Here is a 13,631-nt window from a genome sequence, read left to right as displayed (position 1 = left end):
AACGGAATCGGAAGTTCCTACGGCTATAGTAACCTTACTCTGCTCTTTTGTTCTTTGGTTTTAACTAATATAAATTAATCAAAGACAAACTTAGGATGGTTATAGCAAAGAGGGCTTCAAGTGCTATATTTAATGGCATGGGCATGCTTGCGAAGACCGCCAAATCTTTTGGATTTGGCAATTAAATATGAAAAAATAATTACAAAACAAAAAGCTTTGGCTCGGGGCCAGTCGGAATGGAAAGTGCCCATTACCTGCCCTACTTGCCATAGCCGAGACGTTAGGCGCAATAGAGCAAGTACAAGGAATAAAGCTATCACATCTCGGGGGGATTTTTTAATGACTATACATGAATCTAAATATTCAAAAGATCAATTATGAGAAATGTCTTAAAACCCTCTAGCAATATCTATATTATTACCGCCCTCATATTCTTGATTACAAGCATAGTCGCATTTGCACCGACCTCAATAAATCTAATTTCCAAAATAGAAACTGGTCAACGCCCAATGCCTCCTTTGATCCTTCATTTTCATGCTGCTTCAATGTGTTTGTGGCTATCGTTACTTTGCGTACAGACCATACTAATCAAATCCAAAAACTATGCAATTCATAAGAAACTAGGTATTGCTTCTATGGTTCTGGCCACAGGCATCCTAATATCAATGTTTGGAATTGATATAGCTAACATTGAAGGACGCTTGGGAATATCAAACAGTAACACTCAAAATTTCCTAATTGATTCTTCTGGGTTGTTGCTAATTCATGGAGTAAGCTACCTGTTCTTTCCACTTTTTTATGTTTGGGCAATTGTTTCACGACGCAAGGACAGTGAAACTCACAAGAGAATGATGATCCTTGCAACTGCCGTTTTAATGATCCCAGGACTGGGCCGTTTAATTATGTTTTCGAAAGTTCTTCCCGACTTTGGTCTTATTCCTATAGACGCTAGACATTTATACATGCTTGTGCTTATCACTCCAGCAATTACCTATGATGTCTATATACGACGATTGCCTCACCGTTCCTATTTGATTGGGCTTGGATTGCTCGCAGTATGGATTGTTTCTGCGCATTTTATCTGGGGAACGACTTGGTGGATAGGGTTTGTGACAAAGTTGCTTGGGTAACTTGACCTTAAATTAAAGTAAATACGGCTAACAAAGGATAAAGTGCATTAAAACGCATTTATCCAGACGGTTATGCTCAATATCTAAACCGAACATCCTTAAAACATGAACTATTTCAGACTATTACTTTTTTTAGTAATTGTTCCGTATTCAAATTTATTTGCCCAAACTTATGATGGTTTTTCAAATAAGGAAATTCAATCCGTATTTAAGCAATGGAATTTGGATAATTGGGATGATGGAGGCGAAATATCTCGTTATATATTTTTAAATATGCCTGAATTTTGGACTCATGCCATTATCAATAGAAAAGGCAATATTAAAAGCCTGAAAAAAGATTTCCGCAAAGAAATCGGGGAGTTTGTTGTTACTTCTGAATTAGGACAAATGAAACTTCAAGATTATGTCAAAACTAGTGAGAAAGTGGATGGCCTAATAATATTGCAAGGAGACCATATTGTCTATGAAGCCTACCCAAGAATGTTTCAAAACGACAGGCATCTTTACTGGTCAGTATCTAAAATATTTGCTTCAACTCTTATCGCAATTCTGGAAGACAGAAAACAACTTGATGTAACAAAACCAATAGAATATTATCTACCTGAACTTAAGGGCTCTGGATGGGAAAACGTTCCTGTCAAGGACATTCTCGATATGGCTTCAGGAATTAATTGTCGTGAGTGGGTCAATGGCGCTTTTGAGAACCCTGAAACTTGTTACTATCAATTTGAAGCAGCTCTCGGACTTCTAAAACGAACAGAAAAAACCGCAGACAATGCTTTTGAGCACATTAAAACCTTATCATCTGCAAAACCCTCTGGAGAGGTATTTGAATATACTTCAGTAAACACCTTCGTTCTCTCTTGCCTCATAGAGAGAATTACAGGTCTTTCTTATGCAGATAATATTGAAGGTGAAATTTGGCGAAAAATTGGTGCGGAATCTGATGCATTTATTACACAAACAAATGGCACTAGCGTTTCTCATGCTGGAATCAGTTCTACACTCCGAGATTTAGCTCGTTTTGGATATATGTTTTTAACCGACGGTCGGTCAGATGATAATGCTTTCGTTTCAAATAATTATTTTAATAAAATTCAAAAACAAGGTCGTCCTCAATTGATAACTGCATACGGTTCGGAAAATTATAAGCTTAACAATGAGAAAGTACGTCACAATACTTATCAATGGGACAAAGTAATGGAAGATGGAGATTTTTTTAAAGCTGGATTTAGCGGACAAGGTCTTTACATTTCACCTTCTCGTAATCTAGTGATAGCCTTTTTTGGAACTGCTGATGAAAATGGAGTGTCCAACGAATTAGATGATATTTCGAGACAGATTTCTACATCTGAACTTTTTGAATAAATAGGAGGATTGAATAAAACAAGCATCGATGTCTCTACATATCCATCCAATTTATATAAGATTGTGCTAGAAGGTAAACATAATGCCATTAACACATGGGCTCTCAAAAAATAATATTAAAACGAAGTAACGGAATAAGATAATCATAGATTCTTGGTTTATACCAATTGATTTAATTTTGAACAATTGGCATACAATTCAGTTTTAATGGTGGTAACCTCAAGTTTTAAGAAGGTAACCTTATTGGTAACCTTTTTTTTACTAAAAAACTGACAAGTTGACTTTTGGCAGGAAAGTGCACGTAGGGCATATAATGCAGTTAAAACCTTATATTACAGGCTTTAAACTAAAAAACCCAACCTAACGAATAGATTGGATTTTCTTGAAGAAGCTCCCCCTCTTGGGCTCGAACCAAGGACCCTCTGATTAACAGCCGAAAATGAGGGGTTTTCATATATCCTCATTTGCTTTCTTATAGTCTGATTTTCAATATTTTATGAAATTTTGTTTTGCATTTGGCTTAGCAATTTTTATATTTAATAGCCTATTTGTTGTCCCTATGTTGTCCCCAATATTATCATATGCAACCAGTAACAGCAAGGTCTCCAGATGTATAAATATGATCACGCTCAAGATTGTTCTCAAAAAGAAACTGCTATCAGATGGAACATATCCTGTCTGTTTGCGTGTTACAAAAAATAGGCAATGTAGATATTATAAAACTCCGTTCAGCGCAAAGTTAACCGAATGGATAGAACCCACAGGAAATTTCAATAAACGAAACCCAAACCATATTCAATATAACCGGCTACTTATAAAGTTTAAAGAAAGAGCTTACAAGATTATAACAAATCTAGAAATTGAAAATCCAGATTATTCTTTACAGGATTTCGACCGAAATTATAGAATTACATTTAACCCGGTAAAAAACGATGTTTTTGCTTTTTTTGATGATATCATTGAAGAAATGACCTTTGCTGGACGTATCGGTAACGCAAAGTCTTATAAAGACGCAAAAAACTCCATTCAAATCTTTCATAAATTCAAGAAGCTCAGTTTTAGGGAAATCAATCCTACTTTTCTAAGTAAGTACGATGCTTTTCTCAGGTCAAGGGGTGGTACCGACGGGGGTATCGGTGTGAAAATGCGTTCGATACGTGCATTATTCAATAAAGCTATTGAGCGCGGAGTAATCAGAGAAAGTCTGTATCCTTTCAAAACCTATAAAATATCGAATCTGCGAGGCAAGGGCTTTAAACGCGCTTTGGATTTCGAAGAAATCATGCGCATTATCCATCTGGATTTGACCGATAACCCACATTTGATAAATTCCAAAAACTATTTCGTCTTTAGCTTCTATACCCGGGGAATGAATTTTGCTGATATGATGTGTTTGGAATGGAAAGATGTTGAAGCCAATGTCATTTATTATACAAGGGCAAAAACCAAAGGAAATTTCTCCATCACCATAATGCCCCCTGTCCAAAAAATATTGGACTTCTATCGCATACATGGTTATGGAAACAAATATGTCTTCCCCTTACTCTTTTGTGAGGACTATACCCCAACGCAGCTAGCAGATAGAAAACATAAAATGTTGGGTATTTATAATAAAGAACTTAAGGAAGTAGCCAAGCTTTGTAAGATTACCAAGAACATTAGTAGCTATGTTGCCCGGCATAGTTTTGCCAATTGCCTCAAACAAAAAGGTGTCGCTACGGATGTGATCAGTGAATCTTTGGGCCACCAGAATCTTGGCGTAACCCAAGCCTATCTTAAAGAATTGGATACTGAAATTGTAAATAAAGCTCTTGAAGTACTTTTGTAGCTCTTAAAAGTGTGGAGGTCAAGAATACTAATGGTAGATAATTAACTGGCGAGAAAAACGGGCGTTAAAAGGATGGAAGTCTTCAATTGCACCTGAAATTAATAAATAAAATTTATATTTTTAGAATATCAATTGCAACATTCTCTATAAAAGGTAGATTGAAGTATGGTAGAAATCGCTACTTCATTAAATTCGCTGATTCAGAAGTGGTATAAACACTTGATTATCATATAATTAATTTGTGCCTTAGAGAGAACAAAACCCCGAAAATGAGGCCTTAGCTCAAAAAACGGGGTTTTAATTTAAATATCTATGTCCAAGGTACGAAGAATCCACGATTTCCAGCACAGCTTTTCATTTGCCTCCCAACAGGAACAGTTCAAAACTTTTTACGATTGTTTTCTGGGGAGCGGCCTGGGCAAGATCTACCGGGCCGTCCCTTGGGACGACCTTGTGTCGGCCTTTGGGTCAAAGGAACCTAAAAAAGGCCCTACTCCGATCTTTGGCACCCAAGGTAAATTGGCCCTGATGTTCCAGAAGAATTACTCGGGGTGTTCCGACCATAGGCTTATGGAGGGGCTCAACGGCAACCTGCACTGGCAGTTTTTCTGTGGCATCTATCTTGGCAGTGACTGCCTTGCCAATTTTAAGATTATCAGCGAAATCCGTACGGAACTTTCCAAGAAACTTGACATGGACAAGGTACATCGGGCCCTCTATGGGCATTGGGCACCCTATATAGCGGACAAGGTCAGTATCACCATGGATGCCACCTGTTACGAAAGTTATCTTCGCTATCCGACCAATGTAAAACTGTTATGGGAAACGGTGGACTGGCTCCACGCCCTGATGAAGGACACTTCCAGGGAGCTGGGCCTGCCCTTGATGCGGAGCAAATACCTTAAATGGAAAAGGCGCTATGTGTCGTAAAGTAAGATGAGAAGGAAGACCCAAAAGAAGAAAAGGGCGCTCACGCGAAGCCTATTACGGCTTTTGGGAAAAATAAGCGATGATTTGGACTGCTTGGAGGCGGTATATAAAATACCAATGACCAAGGACAGATACCGGCGAAGGGCGACGGCCAAAAGAATCCATGGCCAGCAATACGCCTACTTTCATCATGGGAAAAAACCTAAAAATCGTATTGTGAGCCTGGACAAGGACTACATCCGTCATATCCTACTGGGGAAAGAGAAAAAACCGGTGGAGTTCGGGGCCAAGGCCAACAAGTTCCAGATCGACGGGATCAGCTTCATAGAGTGCCTTGGTTTCGATGCCTTCCATGAGGGCAATAGGTTCCAGGATACCGTCTTCAAGGTACAACGCCTTACCAAGGCTAGGACAAGGCTGGCGGGGGCCGATGCCATCTATGCCACCACCAGGAACAGAAGGTTCGCCAGCAAGAACGATATCCGTACCGACTTTAAGAGAAAGGGCAGGGCCGGTAAACACGAAAAATAAAGAAAGAAGTTGGCCATGGCCATTACCAAGGAAAGGGCAAGCCGATTGGAGGGCAGCTTCGGTACGGAAAAGGAATACTACCACCTGAAAAAAATCAAGGCATGCACAAAGTCCACGGAAACGCTATGGATATTCTTCGGCATCCATACCTCCAACACCTTGGATATCGGAAGACGAATGGCAAAACAGCGACTTCAAGAGGCGACCTAAAAAAGGCTTCGGCAAAAATCCAGGGATTCCTATGCCCGATCTTCAAATAACGCCCGAAAACATCACTCTCCAAAGGTAAACCAACACAACAATCCCTTAAGAATCGTAGATGCCGTTCAAATCTTAGAATTCGGACAGCATAAGCATTAAATTTTCTTGATAATTAAGCGTACTCCCAAATATCCCTAAATTGTATCCCCCAGGTAAATCTTAACAGAAATTAATTCCATTGCGAATTAATTTTTTCTTCAAAATGCTTGGACAAATTTATTTCTTTTAAACATCCATCATTTTCTGAAATGTAGGTCTTATCTTTTAGTTTTTGAACATTTGTTAAGTCAATATCTAAAATTATGCTGACCTCTTGAAAAAAGCTTTCTTTAACAGATAAACTAGTTTTCGGTAGTATAAAAAAGAATATTTCACTTTTTTTCTTATATTTTGATAGTTGGTGTAATTCCCATGATAAACTCTCAGTAATCTCTCCTACCATTATAACAATTGAAGAAGAAATTTTTATAGTAGCAACAACTAGTTCTTTCCAATCGTTTTCATTTATCTTTCTAAATCTGCTTGCTCCTTTAAATGAATTGTCTTGATAACCCTTTAGAGCTATTAATGGCCCGTATTCTTTGAAATCCTTAATAAGGAAAGATTCTTTATTGTCTCTTTTAGTGGTTTCAGTAATAAAATAATAGTTATTTCTTCTTACACGAATTTCATCAATTCCTTGGGAGACATCGCTCTTAAAGTTTCTTAAAAAAAGGATTGGCCTTTTAAAATTTATATTCATTTTATAACCTGCCTGTGAATCTGTCCTTATTTTTTCCTGTAAATATTTTACGATTGGTAATATTATAAACCCAACAATCATAGTAGAAATAAACATAAATACGTGTCTAAGTCTCGCCAATATTGTAGTCCCAATAATTTCATCCAAAAAATTATATATGGTATAGAATACCCACAGCACTGATACTACTATTAATCCTAATAAAATATAATATAATAGCTTCCCTCCCGGTGAATTTGATTCATTAAGAGTTTTGATTAGGAGTTTTTTTTCTTTTTTAGAGAGGTTTTTCTCCTTATTGATAGTTTTTTTCAGTCTCATATTTTAAAAATTAGATACTGCCTATAAAAGTTCTCCCATTCTGCGAACACTTGAAATATCATTATAAAAATTATCTAAAATAAAATTCAATTAAGAAGAAAAAGTTCGTTTATTCGCCTTATGTACTAGGTTGTGCAATAGAATTGTTGGTTGTTTGTGATTATGTTTTAGACTATTAGACCATTAACCTCAAATGACGAAACTTGTTCGGAAGAATCATCTTCAAAATGTCTTATTTGTACCGATTCCAACTTTAAAGGTGTTGGTTTTATGATTGCATGACGGTCAATAGCATTATCAAATTTTAGTTTTGTGAGTTCTTCGATTAATGAAATTGGAACTTGATAATTTTCATCTTCTCTAAAATTTAGGAATGGTTTGAGGGATGATACACTCTCTTCTTCTCCAAATCCTCTTAAACTAAATTCATCAACTAATTCATCCCTTCTCAGCGGATTAATTTGACCCATTAAAAATCCAGCATGGTACAGTTTACCATCTTGTTTTATATAGTAAATTACCTTCCAAAATAAAATGGGAATTTTAAATGTTGAGCCATCATAAAGTTTTTCCTTAAATTCAGGGTCATTTTTATCTAATACTGGCCCTGTAAATACACATACTTTTGATGGTTTGGGAACTCGACCTTTGATAATTACGGAGTTTTCCAAATATTTCCAAGGTCCATTATTTAACGAGTCGTGTTGAGGTGATGCATTAGGGTAATAAAAAGTACTTTTAGCGGCTTCTTGAGCGTTATTTTCATTGCCATTGATATCCCATTGAACATCTTCTCTTTTGGTCATATGACCTTTTTCTATGGCAGCTGCTTTAATTCTGTTGAAACGTTTATAGTCATTTGTAGTTAATTGCTCATTTTTATTAATACGTTTGTCCCCTTTAAAAATACCTGTCCTAGAAACTTTTTCAAATTTTACCCTGTATATATTACTTGCACTAATTAAGGGAACTCTTCTGCTTTTACTTTGAATTACACTATAAGAGATATAATCTAATACACTATCATTTGTTTCTTTATTTACGGCAACATCATTAACAAATACCTGATAATCTGGTATGTTAACGACAGAATTCCCCCCAAGAAAATGACTATTGTAACCCCTCATATTCAGTATTTAGATTCTTCCATCACGAACCAATCGCCAATAGTGATGACCTAATGGAGTAAGTCTACATGACTTTGACCTAATGGCAGCAAAATACATATGTTCTTCATCAACAGGAACTACTAATCCCACACCTTCCAATTTTTGAAGGTCCTTAAAGATTGAAACATTCTCTTTCTTCGCCAACGGTTCAATTATATCATGTGGTACCTCTTTAGAATTGGTCTCTTCAAATGAAGGGTTCAATTGAAAACTATCTGACGGTTGCTTAAAGTATTCAATAAGCTTTCTTAGAGTACTAAGTGAAACTTGTGGGACAATGCTTCTCAACTCTACAAATTCAGTAACATTGGTTTTAAAAACTGGTCTTTGTTCATGTGCCCCCAAGCCTTGGTCTATATAAGCATATAATCCCCCTGGTGATATATGGCCTCTTATATCAGCCGCACCTCCTTTTAATCCCTCCATTAATAAATTTGTAAAAACCCCACGACCGTTAATTTCTTTTGACGGCTCATCCTCTCTGGAAGAAGTAAGAATCGAAATTCCCGTGCTAATAGCTGTAACTGTAGTATTTTGAGCTGGGTCAGCAAAACTTCCTGATTTACAACAATCAAGAATAATAATTTTGTTTCTAATTTCTGAATTATTGGCTAAGTTCAAAATGTTATCCATCGCAATTCCTTCATCATAACGACTATGGTCGGGTGTCACTAAGAAACCTCCTAATTCATTAACATAGCCGTGACCAGCGAAATATAAGACTCCCATATCAGCATTTAGATTAAAGAAATTGGCAATTTCAGTCATTAATTCCGTCTTGGTCTGAACATCGCAGATAGTCCTCACTTCAAAATTAGTGGAATCGTTTCCGTTAACTTTCAAGAGTTTAGAAATGCTTTGGGCATCATTAGCCGCTCCTTTTAGTGGATGTTTCGGATATTCATTAATCCCTATTACTAACGCCTTTTTCATACTTGCAATTGTTTAAAGACTATCGATAAAATTATTAATATTAATATCTGACCAAACTTTAGTATTAACACCTATTATATTTGTACGGTCTCCACTAGAAGCCCAAATACCCAGAATTTTTTTTTCTTCATCCTTTGCACATTTTATTTCCCATTTTTGACCACTTGATGAAAGAGAATTTCTGCTCACAAGAACAATCACCCCATGAGAACGTCTAATTCTAGTTCTCACTCTTGCTTTCCAATCTTCATCATAAGCCTGTTTAACCGACATATCAATGAATTCATATGGCGCCCTAGGATGTAGAGATTGCCCTTTCAAAAAATCCCTTTTTATTTTATCCTCGATTGCAAATGCAATGAATACAACTTTTTTATATGCCATAATATTTTGTTTTAATTGGTTAGTATTTTTTATATATCATTTGTGAATTATTCATTAAATAGATTAACCAACCACAAAGGCTTTTTATTAAATGAAATCCAATCATTTTTTAAATTCTCGTAGAGGTTGTCAATTTCGATAAGGTCTTTTAATTGATTTTCATTATCGGCCTTGAGCTTTAAAATATAAGCCATAAGCTCATAACAAATTGTAAACTGACCACAGGCAATCAAGGTTTCCATACGATTTTTTGCAACATCGTTTTTATCCCACCACAGCGTTGTAGGTGTTTCGGAAGCGGTTAAACAAACATTTTCCAAATTTTTACTGGGTGCAGGCTTTATCTCCTTATTATAACCCAATCCCTTGCTATAGGGAGACTTTTTACCATTCAATTTATAGACTGTAGCTGTAATACGTTTGTTTTTTAATTCGTCTTTTGAGTAGAACAAGTCGTAATTTAATCTTCGCATTTGTTTTAAAAAAACATCATTAATCATAGTCATCGCTGAAGTAAAACGATCTATCAGCATACGTTGAATCAAACCAATATCTAGCCTTTGAAAGGTTAGAACATCATATAATAAAGGTTCAGGTACATTCTTTTTGAATATTGTTTTCAATCTAGATAATACAGAAGCTTTAATGACTGAAGCTACCAAACCAAATACAGTTAGTAGTATGCCGATACCCATAACAACGCTTCCGAAGATATAAAGACCCATATATGATTTTGGACCAAACATTAGCATGTTATTAAAAAGTATAATTAGTAAGCCCAGTATTAACGTAATCCAATATGATGGTTTTATGGTAAAGCACTTTAGTAATTTATTTACAGTAAGTTTAACAGTAGAACTTTTTCCAACTTTATTAGTATCCTGCTGCCAAGGTAGCATTATATAGCTTCCTACGTCATTGACAATAATTAAGTCTAATTCACCTTTCATACGATCATTTATTAGCATCATGCTTCCGATACCTTGATTGTCAGCTATACCTCCATCCATGATTCCGACACCATCGATAAAATTGTCTAGCTCTTTTAAATTTTTATAGGCTGAATCGTCTTGATTTTTAAAATAATCATCTGGGAAAACCAAAGGCTCAAAACCTACTGGAAAACAAGATGATGATGCAATAACATCACTTAACTGCACTTTGTTGCGAAGTTCGTCGATTTCTCTTTGATTGCCTTTATACAGCGGGTTATTACCAAAATATCCACGATTTTGAAAGCGATAGGTTAAACCAAATGAAAAGTCGGTCGCATTAAAACACACCTGTTCTAATTGTTTGATTTTATCCTCCCCAAATTTCTCAAATGAGCCCTCAAATAAAGACATTTCGGCATATGTCAATGCGAATGCGTTGATAAGCGATCGTTTTTTATGTGGATTTGCCTTCCAAATACTATCATCTTCTAATTTGGCGATAGCAGTTTCTAGCAGTATATCATTTTTTGGTGTGAAAGTATTGTAAAATGTCTTAAAAAAGGCCTGGAAGTCGTAATCTTCAGACTGGACAGCTTTGGCGTAAGCCACCCCGGTTAAGGTACCTCCACTCACGGTACTTATTGCTTTAACCGATTTTAATAAAGACTTCCCGTAGTAATCAACATTATCTAGGTATGATAATACTCCTAACGCAAAAAAAGTGGCCCTGTAGCCTCCTCCGCTAAAACAAAGTCCTATATTTTCAAAAGGCCTGAAGCTTTTAAATTCTTTATCAGTGTCCATAGCTTTAATTTTTAAAAATCTATTATTTTTCTTTTCTTGACTTTATTGTTTCACCTGCATCCTTATAACTTTTGATAATATCAAAAGTGTAACATATTTTAAAACCTATTGTAGTTGCCATTTTATTTCGAAATATATTATTATCGTCGGAATCAAAAGAAACTTGAGCAGCATCGTCTACTGAAAATGATTTGTCATTTCCTTCATATTCTTCTATAAACCATTCTTTTGCTTGTCGTACATTGAAAAATTCCAAAGTTCCAACTATTAAAAAGTCTCCGGCAAATTTCCATCCTAGTCCAATTCCAAAATCTATCATGTTGAAAAATCCTTGATTGTCAGAAGCCTGATTAAAACTAAGTGGATTTATGAATGATATAAAAGTCCAACCATATGGTACAGAAATTTCCTCATCGTTCTCTGTTCGAATTAAAGTCAAGGTTTGTGGTGTGTAGGCTATGCCGAGGCTAATATTAGTTTTTAAACTCTGAGCTTTAGAAATGATTACATTCTTTGTAGATAAATCAACAACGGGGTTTTGATATAAAGTATTTGTGATATAGCTAGCCCCAACACCGGCAATAAATGATATTTTTTGATCTTCATTGTTAATTCCAGAGCGAGGTGCTTTTGTAGTATTAAAAATTTCCTTTCCCTCCATTATGGAATCAATTCTTACTGCCATATCTCCTTCCTGAGCCAAGGAATTTTGCGCTAAAGCTAGAGGTAGAATGGCTGAAAAAATTAGAAGTTTTTTTATTCTCATAATCACTGATTGAGTTAATGAAATTTTGAGATATAGCTAATAACTGTTGATGCCAGAATGTAAATTCTTAAAAAGGGGGAAGTTCGACGTAGGAAGTCAATTCTTTGGAGTTCTTAAATATAATAAAATTTAACAAGAAAAAAATTACGGATTTCTGTAACTGATTTGAACTTGTAGTTAAAACCTATTCCTCACAAATTAATTTCCTCTTCAAGGGTGGCCTTAATAATGAAGTTTTTATGCCATTTTGTGCGAGACTAAGTATTTCTGCCTTAGTTAGGAAAGTTTTTCTTGTTGTATTAGTTTATATATAAATCCACCTAAAAGTTAAAATTTGATTTGAAAGTCTGTAAAGAACAACTGTCCTATACTAATCGTTAATAACAGAAATAAAAAACGTATTTGGCAAATTAATTCTTCAATCCCAAATCTTACCATAACCTTACCTGCGCGTGGATCCTGTGCGGTTTTTATAGCGTTCCGGGAGATAAGCGTAAAGCAAAAATCGGATAGGGCGCACTTGCTTAGATAAATTGGAAGCATGATACCTTTTTTTCAAGGTACGTGACCGTTGGTTGGCAAGGATAAAGGCATGGGGCGTTTTTTCTACGCTCCATGCTTTTAGGAGTGGTTCCGAGGAGGTTGAAAAATCCGGAGGTTTTTCAACTTCCGCAGGAACTTGATTTGTTTTGCCGAAGCGTCCTCTTGTTTCTAACAAAACAAAGGTTAGGGTTTTGTGTAAAAACTTGACCTGACAGTAAAAGGTCTTCAAAAACTATTTCTAAGAAATTATAATTTGCCGCAAATTTTTGCCATTTTACAGGGGTTCCCAAGCCATTTGACGCAAAAAGAAGTTCGCTGAAAATTAATTATTTGAACTTCTTGCGCCTTTACCTATTGTTAATCAATGGGTTAGGATTAAATCAAACACTGCAACACCGCGCGAGCGTGTTGCCCTCTTGCTATTCCTTATCTTTCATCAGTTATTTTCTCCGACTTGGGCCGTCCAATTTTAAACGGTTGAACATTCTAACGAACCGATCCGAGATCTGTCTTCCGTACCGGTCCTCTATTTGGGAATTGTTTAAATTGGTCGTGATATGGGTCTTTGTCCCAAGGTTCTCAAAATTCCGATAACGGTTGAGCAGGATCCGTACGAATATTTCCTCCTTTCCATATTGGTAGACATTGTTTCCCACGGTTTCGGACCCCAGGTCATCGAATAGGAACGTCCCCTTGGAATAGTATTCGATGATCTCTTCCTTGTTCTTGTTTTCATTGTATTTGGCCACTACCTCTTGGGTGCTGATGCAGGGAAACCACAGTTCCCTAAGCCCGTATTGTTTGGACATGTCCTGGATGACCTTGAAGCTCGATGTCTTTCCGGTCCCGAAGCACCCGAAGACCAACAATCCTTTTCGGAGCGATATATTTTCCAGAAGCTCGAATCCGTGGTCCTGGTTCCAATACCTGCAAAAATGGCCCAGGAAATTTTTATTGTCTCTGTCCACCTCGAAGTCCAGATTCGC

General features: G+C 36.3%; 13 protein-coding genes. 6 read left to right on the top strand and 7 right to left on the bottom strand.

The window, feature by feature from the left end; translation table 11 throughout:
* Positions 1-377: 377 nt before the first annotated feature.
* The 6 genes from F2B13_RS14155 (at position 378) to F2B13_RS20655 (ending at position 5,997) form a co-directional block, all read left to right on the top strand.
* Positions 378-1,130 carry a hypothetical protein gene (locus F2B13_RS14155; RefSeq protein WP_149304456.1) on the top strand — a complete coding sequence of 251 codons (753 nt, stop codon included), beginning with the start codon at positions 378-380 and terminating at the stop codon, positions 1,128-1,130.
* 105 nt (positions 1,131-1,235) lie between these two features.
* Positions 1,236-2,498, top strand: coding sequence for a serine hydrolase domain-containing protein (locus tag F2B13_RS14150; protein WP_149304455.1), 1,263 nt, complete (start codon positions 1,236-1,238; stop codon positions 2,496-2,498).
* Positions 2,499-3,117: 619 nt separating this feature from the next.
* On the top strand, positions 3,118-4,326 hold the full coding sequence (locus F2B13_RS14145; RefSeq protein ID WP_198440130.1) for a site-specific integrase: 1,209 nt from the start codon (positions 3,118-3,120) through the stop codon (positions 4,324-4,326).
* Between the two features lie 312 nt (positions 4,327-4,638).
* Entirely contained in the window at positions 4,639-5,256 is a 618-nt protein-coding gene (locus F2B13_RS20665; protein WP_232625241.1) for a transposase, read from the top strand.
* Positions 5,257-5,262: 6 nt separating this feature from the next.
* On the top strand, positions 5,263-5,787 hold the full coding sequence (locus tag F2B13_RS20660; protein ID WP_232625240.1) for a hypothetical protein: 525 nt from the start codon (positions 5,263-5,265) through the stop codon (positions 5,785-5,787).
* A gap of 15 nt (positions 5,788-5,802) precedes the next feature.
* Positions 5,803-5,997: a hypothetical protein gene (locus tag F2B13_RS20655; RefSeq protein WP_232625239.1), complete on the top strand. Its 195-nt coding sequence runs from the start codon at positions 5,803-5,805 to the stop codon at positions 5,995-5,997.
* A 220-nt stretch (positions 5,998-6,217) separates the two neighbouring features.
* On the opposite strand, the gene F2B13_RS14130 is transcribed toward F2B13_RS20655, so the two are convergent.
* The 7 genes from F2B13_RS14130 to F2B13_RS14100 form a co-directional block, all read right to left on the bottom strand.
* Positions 6,218-7,111 carry a hypothetical protein gene (locus F2B13_RS14130; protein ID WP_149304453.1) on the bottom strand — a complete coding sequence of 298 codons (894 nt, stop codon included), beginning with the start codon at positions 7,109-7,111 and terminating at the stop codon, positions 6,218-6,220.
* Positions 7,112-7,278: 167 nt separating this feature from the next.
* The gene (locus F2B13_RS14125; protein ID WP_149304452.1) at positions 7,279-8,238 is read right to left on the bottom strand and encodes a DNA/RNA non-specific endonuclease; all 960 of its coding nucleotides are present in this window, start codon (positions 8,236-8,238) and stop codon (positions 7,279-7,281) included.
* Positions 8,239-8,247: 9 nt separating this feature from the next.
* Positions 8,248-9,213, bottom strand: a complete 966-nt coding sequence (locus tag F2B13_RS14120; RefSeq protein ID WP_149304451.1) for a caspase family protein — start codon at positions 9,211-9,213, stop codon at positions 8,248-8,250.
* Between the two features lie 12 nt (positions 9,214-9,225).
* On the bottom strand, positions 9,226-9,597 hold the full coding sequence (locus F2B13_RS14115) for a TIR domain-containing protein (RefSeq protein ID WP_149304450.1): 372 nt from the start codon (positions 9,595-9,597) through the stop codon (positions 9,226-9,228).
* A gap of 47 nt (positions 9,598-9,644) precedes the next feature.
* Positions 9,645-11,336 (bottom strand): patatin-like phospholipase family protein, encoded by a 1,692-nt coding sequence (locus F2B13_RS14110; protein WP_149304449.1) that lies wholly within the window; start codon positions 11,334-11,336, stop codon positions 9,645-9,647.
* 22 nt (positions 11,337-11,358) lie between these two features.
* Complete coding sequence (locus tag F2B13_RS14105) at positions 11,359-12,102, bottom strand: hypothetical protein (RefSeq protein WP_149304448.1); 744 nt, start codon at positions 12,100-12,102, stop codon at positions 11,359-11,361.
* 983 nt (positions 12,103-13,085) lie between these two features.
* Positions 13,086-13,454 (bottom strand): P-loop NTPase family protein, encoded by a 369-nt coding sequence (locus tag F2B13_RS14100; protein ID WP_149304447.1) that lies wholly within the window; start codon positions 13,452-13,454, stop codon positions 13,086-13,088.
* Positions 13,455-13,631 lie beyond the last annotated feature (177 nt).

Source organism: Pareuzebyella sediminis, assembly GCF_008367235.1.
GTDB lineage: Bacteria > Bacteroidota > Bacteroidia > Flavobacteriales > Flavobacteriaceae > Pareuzebyella > Pareuzebyella sediminis.
This window is presented reverse-complemented; position numbering and strand designations above follow the sequence as displayed.